This window comes from Anditalea andensis (genome assembly GCF_000714815.1).
Taxonomy (GTDB): domain Bacteria; phylum Bacteroidota; class Bacteroidia; order Cytophagales; family Cyclobacteriaceae; genus Anditalea; species Anditalea andensis.
Genome location: NZ_JMIH01000014.1, coordinates 384,066 through 401,610 on the forward strand (window position 1 = coordinate 384,066; position 17,545 = coordinate 401,610).

Here is a 17,545-nt window from a genome sequence, read left to right on the forward strand (position 1 = left end):
CAGTTAAGTTTTAAGTTTTTTGGCAGCTAAGAGCACCGCATCGATTATTCGAGACTGGGAACCGCAGCGGCACAGCACTCTCTGAAGTCCTTCCTTTATTTCTGGGAGGGTAGGATTGGGATTTTGGTCCAAAAGGGATTTGGCAGAAATGATCATGCCGTTTATGCAGTACCCACACTGCGCTGCCTGCATATCAACAAATGCCTCCTGTAAGGGACTAAGATTATCCCTGGACCCAAGGGCCTCTATAGTAGTGATATCTACACCTTCCAAGTCAGAACAAGGTTTCATGCAAGATGGCTCAGCCTTTCCGTCCAGTAACACCATACAAGAACCACATCGCTCAATACCGCACCCATACTTGGGCCCATTGAGCATCAGATTATTTCTAAGTGCATATAAAAGAGGCATATCAGGTGGCACATCAATCTCATATGATTTGCCATTAACTTTTAAAGTTATAAATGTGCTCATGGATAAGTTTTTAATAGGTATACATTGCTAATCAATGTATTTGATGCCATAGCTAATAGAAGGGGGTACCAATAGGATTACCCTTACATACCCTGCTTTATTACTGGTTTAGTTCTTACAAGTAAAAAAAGGACGGTTATGTTTATCTCTGAAACCATCAATTCAGGAATGTTCCTATCTATAAATATAAAAAAAGCAGCTCAATAAAATGTTCCGTTCATCATAAAGTTAAAATATTACCTCAAACCAAGCATATGCAATAGATTACCTTAAAATGGGAAATCCGGAAATGAATTTAGCTGAGTGATTTGATCACTTATTGGATCTTTGCCCATGCAGATGTGCTGTTTCCCATTGGTAATGACCATATAGGGCGCGCCTATGGTTTTATTATATATACTCACCTGCTCCACGGTCAGCTGGGTAAGTTTTATTTCAGGTGCTTTACATTCCACCAATAAGAAAGGATTCCCTAATCTGTCCATTACCAACAAATCAAATCTTTTGTGAAGCGTATTGTATTTCACACCTCTTTCCAACGTAATCAAGCTTTTAGGATAGTTTTTGTAACTGACCAGGTAAAAAATAATATGTTGTCTCACCCATTCTTCCGGTGTCAAAATCAAAAATTTCTTTCGCAATGCGTCAAAAATACTTAATTTACCCGCTATTTCCTTAATCTGAAAATCAGTAGTAGGTAAATTCAATGCTGTTTCTAAAAAAGGGAATTTGTGCTCTAACATAGCACAAAGATGAAAGCTATTTATGAATTTAAAAATTAAAAATTATATGAAAAAATACCTTCAGGGACTTATCCCCTTATTTTTATTTAGTTGCCTCTATTCGTGTGGAGAACAGAAAGAATCGGTGGACCTGATCGTGCATGGAGGCATCATCTATACAGTAGATGAAAATTTCTCCCAAGCAGAAGCATTTGCCGTTAAAGATGGAAGGTTCGTAGCTGTAGGCAGTAGTAGTGATATATTATCCCATTACATTTCTGATGATATGCTTGATCTCCAGGGCCAGGTGGTATATCCGGGGTTTATAGATGCCCATGCGCATTTTTATAGATATGGCACAAGCCTTATAATCGCTAATCTCACCGGATCAGATTCATTTGATGAACTGATCAAACGGGTGACTGTCCACCGTGATAGTCACCAGGACCAAGAATGGATATTGGGACGAGGATGGGACCAGAACCTTTGGGAAGTAAAAGAATTTCCTACCAAAGATAGATTGGATGAGTTATACCCCGATACCCCTGTACTGCTGACCAGGGTGGATGGCCATGCTGCACTGGCCAACCAAAAAGCACTTGACATAGGCGGTGTCACCGCTGGCACCAACATACTAGGAGGCAAAGTGCTTCTTCAAAATGGCCGCCCCACTGGTGTGCTTATAGATAATGCTATAGGTTTAGTCTCTACTCATGTACCCAATGCTACACTTCAGGAAAGTATGGATGCATTAAAAGCAGCACAGGAGAACTGCTTTAAAGTAGGACTTACCTCGGTGGTAGATGCAGGACTCGATAGAGAAACCATAGAACTGATGCAGCAGATGCATGTAAATCAGACCCTCAAAATGCGTATCTATGCCATGATCAACCCAACTGAAGATAATAGGAAGTATTATTTTGAAAAAGGGCCCTACCAAGATGATTTTCTTACGGTAAAAAGTTTTAAGATATACGGAGACGGTGCTTTGGGATCCAGAGGGGCTTCCCTATTAGAACCCTATCATGATGATCACCAAGAGATGGGATTCTTACTGAATACTCCGGTGGAATTTGAAAAACTGGCCTATGAAATGTTTGAAAATGGCTTCCAGATGAACACCCACTGTATAGGTGATTCTGCCAACAGAACCCTATTGAACATATATGCCCACGTACTGAAAGGAGAAAATGACAGAAGGTGGAGAATCGAACATGCACAGATAGTAAGCAGAGAGGATATCAATAAATTCTCCAAATATAATATCATACCTTCTGTCCAACCTACCCACGCTACTTCAGACATGTATTGGGCCGAAGACCGACTGGGTGCAGATAGAATCAAGACTGCTTATACCTATAAGGATTTATTGGAACAAAATGGATTGATTGCACTGGGAAGTGACTTTCCAGTCGAGGACATCAATCCCCTTTACGGATTTCATTCTGCGGTTGCCAGACGGGATGATAACAATTGGCCTTCTGAGGGATTTCAGATGGAAAATAAAATAAGCAGGAAAGATGCCCTCAAAGGAATGACCATATGGGCTGCCTACGCCAATTTTGAAGAAGATCTCAAAGGAAGTATCGAAAATGGTAAGCTAGCAGATTTTGTGATCATGGAAGAAGACCTGATGAAGGAAGCAGAAGAAAATCTACGCCATCTAAAGGTCTTGGGAACCTATATTGGCGGAGAAAAAGTGTACTGAAAGGTATCCATCTTATTTAAAGCGGGTTTAATCCCCGCTTTTTTTATCTGGAAAATGAATATTTATATGATATTACCACTGTCACCCTTTCGGATGATGATTCGTATCCTGATAATACCCATTACTTTTTTTAATAAAAAGAATTAAAAAGACAGATAGGGCGCTATATTATTAACCCATTCCGGTGTAAAAATTTTAATTTTAAGCAGGTCATCCGAATTTAGGAAGGGGCCATGCTGGTCCCTATAGGCAACGATGACTTTGGCCTGTGCATAACTGATATAGGGATGCTGCGACAGATCTGTAAGTACAGAAGTATTAATATTGATTTTTCGGCTAATTCCAGGCTCAAATGTAAAATGATCAAATATTTTTTCTACCAGCTCCTCTTCTACGCCATATACATCCAGTAACTGGCTTTTTTGATGAAGACCACCTACGTTATCCCTGAATTTGATGATTCTTCCTGCCATCACCCCACCTATCCCTGGGACTATTTGAAGAACTATAGAATCTGCTTCCGAAAAAGGAATCTTAGCCAAAGTAGGCGAAGAGGGCCTTTTATATGCCTTTTTGTCCGGTAAGGTGTCAAAAACCATTCGGTCCTTTATACTTAAAAGGAAACCCTCCTCCAGACCGTATATTTTTCTTACGTCCTCCCATTCACGAAAAAGTCCCCCCCTCTTTAGATAATTTTCCCAATTAGCCGCCACAGGATCCTTGATACCCATTTTAACCAAGAAATCTTTATCAACTTTATTAGGGTCAAAAAGTGGAATTTGATCAGGGGCAAGTATAACCGTTGAATCCACGGCTTCACGCTGAAGGGCAAAAAATCTTTCGGCTTCCATTATATACTGATCATATTCCTGTTTGTGATGATTATTTATGCACCGCTGAAATATTATAGGGATAAAATACAATATAATAAGTGTGGGCATCACCAATATAAACCCTTTGGATTCCCGCTTGGTAAACCCCATATAAATTTTTAAAAAATAAAATACCTTTCTTTTCATTTTTGACGAAACTAAAAAATCATTTAATTAAACAGTACTATAAAGTTACAGCCTTTCAATCAATTACATAAATATTCATCAAAATTTATTAGCTTTTACCAATACCTCCAGCATATCATTCGCCCCATTTTTAACTTTATACCTACCCCAAATGGTAATATTTATCATAAGAAATTGGAATTATTTAACGTGTTTTTGAATTGGTAAATGCAGACATAAATACGCTCTTATTATTTAGAAAGAATTTAAATTAGTTTAAACTCTGCTAAATTATTCTTTGTCTAATGATTCTGATTTAAATTTGTGATTGTAAACAAATTCCGTAATGCAAAATAAGTTTCGAGCTTTAAGTTTATCCTATAAAAATGCACCAGTAGAGATCCGGGAAATCATTGCCCTAGATGATCAGGCTGTCCAGGCACTTTTAGTAAAATTAAAGGAATTTTTCAGTGTTACGGATACCCTTATACTTTCTACATGTAACAGGACAGAAGTCTACTATTCACATGACCTTGACCTAAGTGTAGAAATCATTAAACTGATAGGACTTCAGAAAGGATTAGAGGACATAGTATCCTATATTGGCTATTTCACCATTTTAAACAATGACAAAGAAGCCATCCAGCATCTTTTCAAAGTTTCCATGGGACTAGAGGCCCAAGTGGTAGGAGACATGCAGATATCTAACCAGATCAAGCGGGCATATCAGACTTCAGCAGACCTGGATATGGCTGGACCTTTCCTCCATAGACTGATGCATACCATATTCTTTACCAATAAAAGAGTGGTGCAGGAAACCGCATTTCGCGATGGTGCAGCTTCAGTTTCCTATGCCGCAGTTGAATTAATAGAGGAACTTACTACAAACACCTACCAACCCAGGGTCCTGCTTATAGGAGTGGGGGAAATAGGTGAAGATGTAGCCAAGAATATGGTGCACATTCCTGATGCTAAAGTTACCATCACTAATAGGACTTATAGTAAAGCAAACGACCTTGCTCAGGAGCTTGGGTTTGAAGTGATACCTTTTGAGGATAGCATTGCCGCCATTCAGGAAGCAGATGTTATCGTTTCATCCATCACGCGTTCCCAGCCTTTTATCACCAAAGAACTGGTAAAATCCCTGGATATTCCCAGCTATAAACTATTTGTAGACCTTTCGGTACCGAGAAGCATCGAGACATCTATAGAAGATGTACCTGGTGCACTTCTATACAATGTAGACAATATCCGTAGCAAAGCGTCAGAAACCCTGGAAAAAAGACTGGCTTCCATACCTCAGGTAGAACGCATCATTCTGGAAAGCATAGAGGAATTCTACAATTGGAAAAAAGAAATGATGGTATCCCCTACCATCCATAAATTCAAAAATGCCCTAGAGCAGATCAGAAAAGAAGAACTTGAAAGGCACCTTAAAAATACAGATCCAAAAGAATATGCCATCATAGATAAAATAACCAAAAGTATGATGCAAAAAATCATCAAAGTCCCCGTAGTCCAACTGAGAGCAGCATGCCAAAGAGATGAAGCCGACCAGATGATCGACATACTGTCAGACCTTTTTGATCTGGAAAAAGAAAATTTTGAAAAGAGGACTTTATAAGTCCTCTATTTTTTTTAATAAATTTTGCTATTTAAACCCTGAACCTCAGCAAAAAAATATTTTTTATCCAGTTCCCTCGTTTCTCTTTTGAAATGAAGTTCTAAACTGTTTAATTTACTCAAAAAATAAATATCCTATTGATGTCAATAAAAGAATGTTTGAGGGGGGCCATTACGGCCGGGTTAATTATATCATTACATACCGTAGCCCATGCGCAGACCTGGGAGGTATATGATCACAATTTTAATATGACCCAACGGATCGAAAATGACAATATAAAAATCCTCAGCGAAAGTGTCCGGGTAAGTATTAAGGATAAGAGCTTGCAGCTTTTGAACCAGGATTATAAACCGTTCTATACATTGAAAGGACATAAAATATATCAATTTTTAGAACCTTGGCTCATAGTAACTGAAGATGATAAATATGGCGCGTTTCATGAATATGGAGAAGAAATATTTTCAGTAGAATATGATGAAATCACTACCTATTACAATAAGCTGTTGGGAAGAAAAGATAACGCCTATTTCTTTTATGACAGAGGTGCTAAAAAAATCAAACCTTTAGGTTCCTTCGAAAACGCCTACTTTGCCGATAACGGACAGATCATCGCTAAGGTGCCAGCAGGATATCTGCTTCCATTAAGTGACAAACCAAATAAAGTCTACCAGCACCTTGAATCGATAAGCGAAAAAAATATTTTATCCAGAGAAAATACCGGTTATGGGCTGATAAACAGAGACGGTAATTATATACTGGATCCAGTGGTGGACGAACTGAAGCATTTAGAAGGTGATTACTATTATGGCCTGGAAAGCAACCAGCATATGCTTTTAAAGGCACTTGAACATAAAGCTGATATAAAGTATTCCAGCTTTCACCGAATCACTACCGATAACGATATGATCCTGGAATATATCCATGGAAAGCTTAGGAGAATAATGAAAAATGACGGTATTCTCCTAGATGTATATGGTATGGACTCGGTAAGAAGAAGGGGAGCTGATCATTATAACGTTTATTTCCGTGACAAAAAGGTGGGACTACTCAATGATCAGGGAAAATGGGATGTAACACCTTCTGAAAATATACAAAAATTATTCCCTGGTAATGACGGTCTTTATGGAGCCCTTATCGACGGCAAATATGGCTTCGTGGATAAAGCAGGAAAACTCAGGATAGCCAACCGATATGAGCAGATAGGGAAGTATGCGGAAGGTCTGGCAGCTTTTAAAATAGACAGCAGATGGGGGTATCTTGACCCTTATGATAGAATAGCTATACAACCTCAATATGAAGAAGTCAGCGAGTTTAATCAAGGTATAGCTATCGTAAAGAAAAATGGCAAGTCCAACCTTATTGATAAAAACGGTAAAGAATTACTACCCAATTATTACGAAAGAATATCTTTAACTGAAGACAATTACTACCTGACTGAGGACAATGATAAATTTGGACTGGTAAATGCCTATGGCAATGAAATTTCTATTCCTAAATTTGACGAGGTCAGACGGGAAGAAAATGATCAAATCCTTATCCGAAGGGGTGAAAAATATGGTATTATGAGGGAGTCGGGAGAATACAGCCTCCCCATATATTATAAAAATATCGTCTTTGACAAATCAAATGAAAGAGTGCTGGCTGAAGATGAATATGTACCGGTAGTACTGGAAAACGTCCCTGAGGATAAAAAGAAAAATAAAAAAGGAGCTTAAGCTCCTTTTTTATTTTTTATACCTTTTCCATATTGGCTTTATTGATTATAATGGCGATTCGATTATTTTTTATCTCCTTTCTTCGAATCTTTTCCTGGATCTGAACCTGCGATAGAATCTCTCATAGAAGTGTCAGATTTTATGTTTTCCATTTTATAATAGTCCATTATACCCAATTGACCGTTTCTAAATGCTTCTGATATGGCACGGGGAACCTCTGCTTCTGCCTCGATCACCTTGGCACGCATTTCTACATTTCGGGCTTTCATTTCCTGTTCCAGTGCAACGGCCATCGCCCTTCTTTCTTCTGCGCGGGCTTCTGCTACTTTTAGATCAGCTGATGCCTGGTCGATTTGTAATTTGGCTCCGATATTCGTTCCCACATCTATATCTGCTATATCTATAGAAAGAATTTCAAATGCTGTACCAGCATCCAGCCCTCTCTCCAATACCAGCTTAGAGATCTTGTCTGGATTCTCCAGTACGCTTTTATGGTTTGCTGCAGAACCGATAGAGGTAACTATACCTTCCCCTACCCTGGCCAGGATAGTTTCTTCACCAGCTCCACCGACCAGCTGAGCTATGTTAGCCCTTACTGTAACCCTTGCCTTAGCTATTAATTGTATACCGTCTGCTGCTACCGCTGCCACATTTGGTGTATTGATCACTTTAGGATTTACAGATATCTGTACGGCCTCAAATACATCTCTACCTGCCAGATCTATTGCTGTAGCCTGTTTAAAAGTGATGCTGATATTAGCTTTATCTGCAGATATCAGTGCACGTATTACATTAGGCACATTGCCACCGGCCATATAATGGGTTTCTAAATCATTGGTAGTCAGATGAAGACCTGCCTTGGTAGCAGTGATCATAGAGTTTACTATAATACTGGGTGGAACTTTTCTGATCCTCATCCCTATGAGCTCCCCTATTCCCACTTTTACATTTGAAAACTGTGCTGTAATCCACAGATTCACCGGAACAAAATACAAAAACACAAATAGCAGTATCAAACCTGCAAATGCGGCCACTAAAATGAACATTGAGTTATAATCTTCCATATCTATTGTTTAATTATTATTCTATTGCTTTCAAGTTTAAAAATATAAATTTCGGTATCCGGGGAGATAAAACCATTTTCTGATTTCACTTCATAGATTTTATCATTGAACATCGCCTTACCATAAGGTTTTAAATCAGAAATTGTTTTACCTTTTTGTCCTACTTCCAGTCCCAATAGCCGATCATCATGACTTCTACTATGCAAGGTGTCCTTTAAAGCCAATCTCTCCCATACATTAGAGCGCAATCCGAAGATAAGTACAATCAAATTCACCAATATGGTGCCACCCAAAGCATACCATCCTGTACTTTCTCCGAAAGTGATAAAGGCATAAATGACTCCTAGAGCTGAAAACAAAATCCCCAATAAGCCTACTATAGTAGCACCCGGGACAAAGATGATTTCTATTAAAACTAATAATAAACCTATAAGCAAAAGGCTGGAAAGGATGAACAATGCCATGAGTCAATTAAATAATTAAGCTCAAATTAGGTGTTTTTTTCCATTAAATGAAAAAGTAAACAGCAATTTATGGTTATTAAAAAGTATGAAAAACTATAAAAAATTCACCTGCCCATATAACTGCTTCTAAAAAGCGATTATATGGGCAGGTGATCATTATATACTAAATATAAAAAGACAGCTTAAACCTGAACTTAGGTTAATAACTTTTAGCAAACAATACCCTTCCCGAAGATGGCTTCCCAGTCAATACACAATGACCGGATTCTTCTACCTGATCTAGAGGGATGCACCTGATGGTAGCTTTGGTCAGCTCTTTTATTTTATCCTCAGTTTCTGATGTACCATCCCAATGGGCCGAGACAAATCCCCCCTTTTTTTCAATCACCTCCTGAAATTCCTCCCAGGTGCTGACTTCAGTAGTATGCTCTGTCCTATAATCAAAAGCTTTTTTATAGATATTAGCCTGGATTTCTTCCAATAGCTGCTTGACTTTGGTATCAATATCAACTTTATTCAGATCTACTGTTTCTTTGGTAAGCGTGTCCCTTCTGGCTATTTCTACCGTATTGTTTTCTATGTCCCGGGGGCCCAAACCGATTCTTAGAGGTACGCCCTTAAGTTCATATTCGGCAAATTTGAACCCGGGCTTATGGGTATCTCTATTGTCAAATTTCACGGAAATGTCCAGCGCCCTGAACTTAGCCATAAACTCTTTAGCTTTGGCAGTAATGGCTTCCAGCTCCTCATCACTTCTGAATATCGGCACAATAACCACCTGTATGGGAGCCAGTCTTGGAGGAAGCACCAAGCCAAAGTCATCAGAATGAGCCATGACGAGCGCACCCATCAGACGGGTACTTACTCCCCATGAGGTACCCCACACATACTCCAGACCTCCCTCCTTTGTTGCAAATTTCACATCAAATGCTTTGGCAAAATTTTGTCCCAAAAAATGGGATGTACCAGCCTGAAGTGCCTTGCCGTCCTGCATCATGGCTTCAATACAATATGTTTCTTCTGCTCCAGCAAATCTTTCATTGGCAGATTTGATCCCTTTGATGACAGGCATGGCCATAAATTCTTCAGCAAAAGTTGCATAAACATCGAGCATCTGCTCCGTCTCGGCGATGGCTTCACTTCTCTTGGCATGGGCAGTGTGCCCCTCCTGCCAGAGGAATTCCGCAGTCCTTAAAAACAACCTTGTCCTCATTTCCCACCTGACCACATTTGCCCACTGATTTACCAGTAAAGGAAGATCCCTGTAGGATTGTATCCAGTTTTTATAAGTACTCCATATGACTGTCTCAGATGTAGGCCTTACTATTAATTCCTCTTCCAGCTTAGCATCCGGATCCACGATCACACTTTTGCCATCTTCAGAAGTTTTAAGCCTATAATGTGTCACCACGGCACATTCTTTTGCAAACCCCTCTACATGACTGGCTTCTTTAGAAAGATAAGATTTGGGTATAAATAAGGGGAAATAGGCATTTTGATGTCCCGTTTCTTTGAACATTTTATCAAGCTGTGCCTGCATTTTTTCCCATATAGAATAGCCGTAAGGTTTAATCACCATACACCCTCTTACCGCCGAATTTTCGGCCAGATCAGCTCTTTTTACTAATTCATTATACCACAGTGAATAATCTTCACTTCTTTTTGGAAGGCCTTTGCTCATTACTGATATTTGTTGTATAAAAAAAACTTATTATATTCGTTCCATTCTTGATGAAGGGTTACAAATATAAATTAAAAAATCATAACCCTCTTGAGATTAGCACGTATATAGTGTTAATAGTAGAAAAACTAGATCCTTATGAAAAATATAAACTCCATATTGTACATCACTTCCATCGCTGGACTTGGATTAGCCGCCTGCAGTCCAGGTGCCACGGCATTGAGAGGAGAGACTGATGACCTGTACTTCATGGCTTCAGATGCAGCCGTAGCCACTGAATATGCTGTACAGAACAATACCCCAAATAATTTTAGAGAAATCAAACAGGCTGATCCTGAGCAGCTGCACCAAGAAAATTTCTCCGCTAAAAATGTAAATCCTGAATATATTGCCAGATATCAAAGACAGGAACCTGAAGAAGAGGGTTCTGTATACTTTGATGAATCCGGAACAGCTGCTGGACAGGGAGAAGGCGATGTAAATGTATATAACAATTTCTATGGAGCGGGGGCCGGCAACCAGTTTAATAGAGGATTTGGTATGAATCCGTGGATGATGGGAGGCTTCGGAATGATGAACCCTTGGATGAATCCCATGATGATGGGAGGATTTGGAATGATGAATCCTATGATGATGGGTGGGTTCTATGATCCTTTTTGGGGACCTGGTTTTGGTATGAGAGGTGGATTCGGAATGTCTGTAGGATTGGGTTTTGGATTTAACAGATTCGGTATGGGATTTGGTAGCCCGTGGATGATGGGTTCAAGATTCGGTATGATGGGAATGGGTTTTTACGATCCTTTCTGGGGCCCGGGATTTGGTATGATGGGCATGCATCCCATGATGGGATGGGGATACGGAGGATTTGGACGACCTATATTTGTTCTACCAGGAGGTGAATTCGGACAAAGACAAGTTGTAAGAGGCGCAAGAGTCGGAAGAGGTGCTGGAGTAGCTACACCCGGTCAAAGAACCAGAGCTGCTGCGACGCCTACCGCATCAAGAGCAGCAGCCAGAAGAGAAGCAGTAGGTCGTACTTCCACACCAACTTCTAGAGTTAGAAGCAACGATTTTAACAGATCCCAAAACGATCTTTATTCAGATAGAGCAAGAACAGCGGCATCAGCAGCGCCTTCTAGGAGAGCAGCAAATTCCCCTGCAATGAACAGAGCAGGTAGTGCAACCAACAGAAACGCCTATACTGCACCAAGAAATACTTCAGGTGCAAGGGCACAGTCTCCAGCATCTAGGACTGCAGCACCTACCAATAGAACTGCAGCCCCAGCTAGAAGCACTTCACCATCTTATAATAGAAGCACATCGCCTGCCTATAACAGGACTTCTCCGACGAGAACAGCACCTGCGCAGCGGTCGGCTCCTACACAAAGATCAACACCATCATATAGTGCTCCTTCCAGAGGAGGCAGCGTAGGCGGAGGCTCCAGAGGTGGAGGCGGAAGCGTCGGCGGTGGCTCCAGAGGTGGAGGAAGAGGGGGGAGATAATTTCCCCCTTTTTTTTATCTTTTTTCCAGTTTATACGTTAAGTAAATAGTAAAACTTTAAAAGGCACAACATTTGTCCTGTCCGAGGCAAACCTTTTAATGAATGTTTTTCTATTTTAAATATCTAACCTATATTAAATGAAATCAATTAATAAATGGATCCTGGGCATATCAGCATTTAGTCTGTTTGGAGCAGGAGAAGTGATGGGACAGAGTGGCTATTATCAGGATGCTTTAAGATTTAGCCAGTTGAGATCTACCGGTTCTGCAAGAGTATCTGCTTTAGGAGGTACCCAAAACTCACTTGGGGGTGATGTCTCCAATATCCATCATAATCCAGCAGGCCTGGGATTTTTCAGGAGATCCGAATTCAGCTTAACGCCCGGGTATAGTAGCTGGGGGACAGAATCTGTCTTGGGTAATGTTCAGGGATTTGACCGCATACCTACATCAAACTTTGCATTGCCTAACTTAAGTTTAGTTATCAGCAGTCCACGTGATCCACTAACCCCAGGGAGATTTAGGGGTGGCTCATTTGGTATCAGTGTCAATCGATTGGCAAATTTTAACAGTGAATTCGCAATTGCTGGTATAACTCCAACTTCTATAGCCAATATCTTTGCAGACGATGCATTTGGGATACCTGGAAATTCACTCGATGTAGAAAACAGCTTAAGAGGCCTTGCGTATAGCACGAACATAATCGTACCCACCCAGACCCAGGGCAGCTATGTCCCTTTTAATGAAACAGAAGCGCCTGACATATATGATCAAGTTATAACTCAGGGTGGTATAAATCAAGTTACTTTTGCTTATGGCGCTAACTTGGACAACAAATTATTTTTAGGAGCATCATTAGGTGTTTCCAGTATTAATTTCTCCCAATTTAAAACTTATACGGAAGATTACCTGACCGGTGATTTGATAGGTTTTGATATCAATGAAGATTTATATATAAATGGAACTGGTGTAAATTTAAATATAGGGGCCATTTATAAACCTATAGATCAAATTAATTTAGGTTTATCCTTTCAAACACCAACTTGGTATAGGTTAAATGAAGAATCTGATTCGGAAATTATTTCTGAATTTGAAAACCCAAATGAAACCTTCAGTGCAAGAACAGACCTTTTTACCTCTACCTATAATATAAATACTCCTATGAAGGTAAATGCCGGAGCCACATATTTTATAGGGAAAAACGGTTTTATATCAGCAGATATTGATTATGTGGATTATACAGCAGCCAGAGTTAATTCCCGCGATTTCGGTACTGCTGAAGATAATAATGCCATCAATCAGCTATATACCGCTACATTCAATTATCGAGTGGGGGGTGAATTCAGGTACGACATATTCAGATTTAGAGCTGGGTATGGTTACTATGGAAACCCATTCAGAAATGATTTTGATAATCCAAGCAGACATACCCAACAGGTTTCTGGAGGTGTGGGAGTAAGATTGGCTAATTTCTATATAGACGCAGCTTACATGAATACCAGCTTTAACCAGTTTTATAACAGTTATTCAGGTAGTCCTGACGTCGATATCAGAAATACGATAAATTCAGGTATGCTTACAGTAGGCTTTAACTTTTAAATTTACCTAAAGCAGAAACAATAAGCTCAGTGGAAATATCAGCTCCACTGAGCTTTATTTTTGCCTGGTTATAAAACTCCTCTCTAGCCTGTTTTAATGTCAAAATTTTATTTTTTACCGCGCTTTCTGGAAGTTTATAAAACATAGGCCTCTCCCCACCTGCATTATTCATCAGCCTTTTAACCAACACCTTATCTGGAACATCAATATAAATAGAGGTACTATAGGTATTGATCAGCTCTATATTATCATAAAAACAGGGAGCCCCACCTCCTGTAGACAGCACCAAAGGCCCGTCTAACAATAAGGTTTTATTAAGCATGGTGGATTCCAATATCCTAAATTGAAGTTCATCTTTTTCATTGAAAAACTGTGCGATACTACATCCAATATGATCAACAATCAGCTCATCCAGATCGTAAAATGGATAATGAAGATTTAGAGACAATTGCTTTCCAAGGGTAGACTTACCACTCCCCGGAAGACCTATCAGTACAATCTTATCTCCAATAGTATATTCCATTCTATTCCGATTATATTTTTTAATCTGATACTGATGTGCTTAATGCTCCATGTGCAGTAAATAAATCTATCACCTTAGAGACATTAGGCGTATTATTATGATGGTATTTTCCAAGTATGGTGCCTTCCTTAAGCACCATTAGACCTGGGTTAGATCTTATAATCGTCTTCACGACTGTAGCATCTGCCATATAATAATCCACATCCCATTTCAGTGAATCTATCAATGCTCTGATTTCATCTTCTGAACTCGCAGAAACCATAGATACCAGTACCTCAGTCCCTTTTAGATTGTTGATTAAATCTGCCATCTGATCAAAGTTGCTATGGTTCATCTTAGATATATTGCTGATCAATATCAATACTCTTTTTTTACTAAGTATTTCATCAGTAAAATCGCCTTGTTCATTCCAGACCGAAAAATCTGATATTTTTGGAAGTGCTTCTGGATTTTTCAAATTCATCTCCACAAATTCATATTCATCATCTGTTGGGTACTGATCAAATACAAACTCTACTCCACCTTTCTTCATCACATAGCTATATTCCAAATTAGTAGAAGGTATCATAGCCGTATTGATATTTACACCTACTTTATAAGCTCTGAAATCTATAAAGGGAAGGTTCTGAATAGCATATATGGACAGGCTGGTAGCGATCACCACTGACGCTACTGTAATCCCTGTTGCCCAAAATTTTCTATTGGCTTTTAGAGAATTTTGAAAGATCAATAATATAGCTATTAATATTACCAAAAAAACATCTTTATAAAAAGATTCCCATGGTGTAAGTTTTATGGCATCCCCAAAGCAGCCACAATCCGTAACTTTATTAAAATAAGCTGAATAAAAAGTTAAAAAGGTAAAAAACAAGATGATAATCGCCAAGGCATAGGTGGTAAACTTAGGTTTATAGTTAAGGATTAACATGATCCCTAGAACTACTTCTACCACTACTAAAAAAACAGCTAGAGGCAAAGAAATAGTTTTAAGAGATGAAAAAAATGGTGCTATATCGTAACTGAATACATCGAAATATTCCTCCAATTTAATGGAAGTTCCTATCGGATCATTGATTTTAATCAAGCCGGAAAATATGAACAGCCCGCCTACTATAAAGCGGATAATGAGCAGTACTATTTTTTTTGCCATCTTATAAACCTAATTTGATAAGACAGAATACAGCATAGTTGATCATATCCTGATAGTTTGCCTCTATCCCTTCAGACACTATGGTTTTGCCTCGATTATCTTCTATTTGCTTGACCCTGTATAATTTCATCAGGATAATATCTGTTATAGAAGCTATGCGCATATCCCGCCAAGCCTCGCCGTAATCATGATTTTTATTTTCTAGCAAGGACTGTGTTTCCTTCACCCATTTATCATAAAGGGGTTCGAGTTCCTCAAATCCCAAATCCTGTCGGTCATCAGCTGCAAGATCAATTTGTATCAGGGCAATAATACAGTAATTGATAATCCCTATAAATTCATCCTGAATAGGGTCATTGACTTTTTGCACACCCCTTTCCTGGATAGACCTGATCCGCTGAGCCTTTATTAATATCTGGTCAGTTATGGAAGGCAACCTTAATATTCTCCAAGCTGTTCCATAATCATGTGTTTTCTTCTTAAAAAGTTCTTTACAAAGGTGAATAACTTGATTATATTCGCTTACGGTTTGCGTTTTCAAAGCAATATTATTTAATGACAGATAACTTTATTTCTTCTGGGATCGAAGATATATTATTTCCCCCAAAAATAACACTCAATATCAAAGGAAAGCTCCATATAATCTCACAACCTTGGGTGATGGGGATTTTAAATGTGACGCCGGATTCTTTTTACGCCCACAGCAGAACGCCAGACTTCACAGCTATAAAAAACAGAGCTATCCAAATCATAGAGGAGGGCGCAAATATTATAGATGTAGGGGGATATAGTACCAGGCCCAGGGCTGAAGATGTAAGTGTGGAGGAGGAAGTCAGGAGGGTCTGCACGGGCATAAAAGTTATCAGAGAAATTAATGCAAATATATTGATATCTGTCGATACTTTTAGAGCTGAAACCGCAAAGGCGGCTGTAGAAGCAGGTGCTCATATAGTGAATGATGTATCAGGTGGTAATCTGGACCCAGATATGATCCCTACAGTAGGAAAATTAAAAGCACCCTATATATGTATGCATATGAGGGGAAATCCGAGTACTATGACTAGTTTAACCGAGTACAATAATATAGAAGAAGAAATATTGAAATATTTTGCGGAAAAACTGAACCAATGTCAAGAAGCTGGCATTAATGATGTAGTACTAGATCTTGGATTCGGTTTTGCCAAATCTATGGATCAAAACTATCGTCTGCTCAAGAATCTAAATTATTTTAAGTCACTGAATGCACCTATCTTAGTGGGCGTTTCAAGGAAATCAATGATCTATAGATTTTTGGATGTAACTCCCGAAAAAGCACTGAATGGAACTACCGCTCTCCATATGGCAGCCCTTATAAAAGGAGCAAACATCCTAAGGGTACACGATGTAAAAGAAGCTGTAGAAACGGTTCAACTATTTAAACACATTAACTCTTGAACTTACTTTTCCGAATAGGTTTTTTAGATATTTCCATTGTTAATATTATAGATATTACTTTGGTAAGTGTGCTATTGTACCAAGTTTATAAATTGATGCGCGGTAGTGTGGCCATCAAAATATTTTTAGGTTTCCTTTCCCTTTACCTTATTTATTTAGTAGTAAACGCGGCCAGGATGGAGCTGCTTTCTATTATTTTGGGTCAATTTATGGGTGTCGGTGTAATAGCAGCCATTATCCTCTTTGCACCTGAGATACGTAAATTCCTCCTGATCATTGGGAAGTCTTCTATTTTTTCTAATGAAAACGTGCTTCAAGAATTGCTATTCTGGAGGAAGAGAGAAACACAGGCTTTTAACATTACCCCTATATTAGAGGCAGCTAAATCGCTGGCCGGTACCAGTACCGGAGCGTTGATGGTCATCTCCCGAAGCTCTGAATTGAAATTTTATGCCGAAAGTGGCGATTTAATAGATGCTATCGTCTCCAAACGGTTATTGATCAGTATTTTTAACAAATATAGTCCATTGCATGATGGCGGGGTTATTATTTATAATGGGAGGGTAAAAGCAGCACGATGTATTCTACCCGTCACAGAAAGAGAAATACCAGCTCAATTTGGATTAAGGCACCGGGCTGCTATCGGTATGTCAGAAGCTACTGACACATTGATCGTAATCGTATCAGAAGAGACAGGGCAGATTTCTTTAGCAAAAAACGGTTCAATTATACACAATTTATCATTTCAGGAAGTGCGTGAAATCCTCAATGATTACCTTACAGGAGTAAATACAGATGATAAATTCGATTCTATTAGCAGCTTTGAAAGAAAGAAAATTAAACGAACGAAAGAGGCATAAAAAAAGTCAGACATAGTTTCTGACTTT

General features: G+C 39.0%; 16 protein-coding genes. 7 read left to right on the plus strand and 9 right to left on the minus strand.

Going from position 1 to position 17,545, the window contains the following annotated elements:
- Window positions 1-3 precede the first annotated feature (3 nt).
- Complete coding sequence (locus EL17_RS05260; protein ID WP_035071123.1) at window positions 4-474, minus strand: (2Fe-2S)-binding protein; 471 nt, start codon at window positions 472-474, stop codon at window positions 4-6.
- A gap of 269 nt (window positions 475-743) precedes the next feature.
- Window positions 744-1,217: a type I restriction enzyme HsdR N-terminal domain-containing protein gene (locus EL17_RS05265; protein WP_035071125.1), complete on the minus strand. Its 474-nt coding sequence runs from the start codon at window positions 1,215-1,217 to the stop codon at window positions 744-746.
- Between the two features lie 46 nt (window positions 1,218-1,263).
- Here EL17_RS05265 and EL17_RS05270 point away from each other — a divergent pair, with 46 nt between their 5' ends.
- Window positions 1,264-2,904, plus strand: a complete 1,641-nt coding sequence (locus tag EL17_RS05270; protein WP_035072092.1) for an amidohydrolase — start codon at window positions 1,264-1,266, stop codon at window positions 2,902-2,904.
- Window positions 2,905-3,047: 143 nt separating this feature from the next.
- On the opposite strand, the gene EL17_RS05275 is transcribed toward EL17_RS05270, so the two are convergent.
- Window positions 3,048-3,923, minus strand: a complete 876-nt coding sequence (locus tag EL17_RS05275) for a ComEA family DNA-binding protein (RefSeq protein WP_035071127.1) — start codon at window positions 3,921-3,923, stop codon at window positions 3,048-3,050.
- A 325-nt stretch (window positions 3,924-4,248) separates the two neighbouring features.
- Here EL17_RS05275 and hemA point away from each other — a divergent pair, with 325 nt between their 5' ends.
- Both hemA and EL17_RS05285 read left to right on the plus strand, forming a co-directional pair.
- The gene (gene hemA, locus EL17_RS05280; protein WP_035071129.1) at window positions 4,249-5,526 is read left to right on the plus strand and encodes a glutamyl-tRNA reductase; all 1,278 of its coding nucleotides are present in this window, start codon (window positions 4,249-4,251) and stop codon (window positions 5,524-5,526) included.
- A gap of 140 nt (window positions 5,527-5,666) precedes the next feature.
- On the plus strand, window positions 5,667-7,241 hold the full coding sequence (locus EL17_RS05285) for a WG repeat-containing protein (protein WP_035071131.1): 1,575 nt from the start codon (window positions 5,667-5,669) through the stop codon (window positions 7,239-7,241).
- A gap of 62 nt (window positions 7,242-7,303) precedes the next feature.
- Here the strand turns inward: EL17_RS05285 and floA are convergent, their stop codons facing one another.
- The 3 genes from floA to proS form a co-directional block, all read right to left on the minus strand.
- Complete coding sequence (floA, locus tag EL17_RS05290) at window positions 7,304-8,305, minus strand: flotillin-like protein FloA (protein WP_035071133.1); 1,002 nt, start codon at window positions 8,303-8,305, stop codon at window positions 7,304-7,306.
- Window positions 8,306-8,307: 2 nt separating this feature from the next.
- A complete protein-coding gene (locus EL17_RS05295) occupies window positions 8,308-8,769 on the minus strand; it encodes an NfeD family protein (RefSeq protein WP_035071135.1) in 462 nt (153 codons plus the stop codon).
- A 199-nt stretch (window positions 8,770-8,968) separates the two neighbouring features.
- Entirely contained in the window at window positions 8,969-10,450 is a 1,482-nt protein-coding gene (proS, locus tag EL17_RS05300; protein ID WP_035071137.1) for a proline--tRNA ligase, read from the minus strand.
- 138 nt (window positions 10,451-10,588) lie between these two features.
- Between proS and EL17_RS05305 the strand changes: the two genes are divergently transcribed.
- Together EL17_RS05305 and EL17_RS05310 are read left to right on the plus strand one after the other, a co-directional pair.
- On the plus strand, window positions 10,589-11,953 hold the full coding sequence (locus EL17_RS05305) for a hypothetical protein (RefSeq protein ID WP_035071139.1): 1,365 nt from the start codon (window positions 10,589-10,591) through the stop codon (window positions 11,951-11,953).
- Window positions 11,954-12,090: 137 nt separating this feature from the next.
- Entirely contained in the window at window positions 12,091-13,551 is a 1,461-nt protein-coding gene (locus EL17_RS05310; RefSeq protein WP_035071141.1) for an OmpP1/FadL family transporter, read from the plus strand.
- On the opposite strand, the gene EL17_RS05315 is transcribed toward EL17_RS05310, so the two are convergent.
- Genes EL17_RS05315 through EL17_RS05325 form a run of 3 tightly spaced genes read right to left on the minus strand, consistent with a single transcriptional unit; the run spans window position 13,541 to window position 15,765 of the window.
- The gene (locus EL17_RS05315) at window positions 13,541-14,074 is read right to left on the minus strand and encodes a shikimate kinase (RefSeq protein ID WP_035071144.1); all 534 of its coding nucleotides are present in this window, start codon (window positions 14,072-14,074) and stop codon (window positions 13,541-13,543) included. The two genes, EL17_RS05310 and EL17_RS05315, sit on opposite strands and share 11 nt — an antisense overlap.
- A gap of 19 nt (window positions 14,075-14,093) precedes the next feature.
- Entirely contained in the window at window positions 14,094-15,224 is a 1,131-nt protein-coding gene (locus EL17_RS05320) for a BT_3928 family protein (protein WP_051719817.1), read from the minus strand.
- A 1-nt stretch (window position 15,225) separates the two neighbouring features.
- On the minus strand, window positions 15,226-15,765 hold the full coding sequence (locus EL17_RS05325; RefSeq protein ID WP_035071146.1) for a DUF1599 domain-containing protein: 540 nt from the start codon (window positions 15,763-15,765) through the stop codon (window positions 15,226-15,228).
- 14 nt (window positions 15,766-15,779) lie between these two features.
- Here EL17_RS05325 and folP point away from each other — a divergent pair, with 14 nt between their 5' ends.
- Both folP and cdaA read left to right on the plus strand, forming a co-directional pair.
- A complete protein-coding gene (folP, locus tag EL17_RS05330; RefSeq protein ID WP_035071148.1) occupies window positions 15,780-16,658 on the plus strand; it encodes a dihydropteroate synthase in 879 nt (292 codons plus the stop codon).
- Window positions 16,655-17,518 carry a diadenylate cyclase CdaA gene (cdaA, locus tag EL17_RS05335; protein ID WP_035071150.1) on the plus strand — a complete coding sequence of 288 codons (864 nt, stop codon included), beginning with the start codon at window positions 16,655-16,657 and terminating at the stop codon, window positions 17,516-17,518. Before folP ends, cdaA begins: the two co-directional genes overlap by 4 nt.
- Window positions 17,519-17,545: the final 27 nt, after the last annotated feature.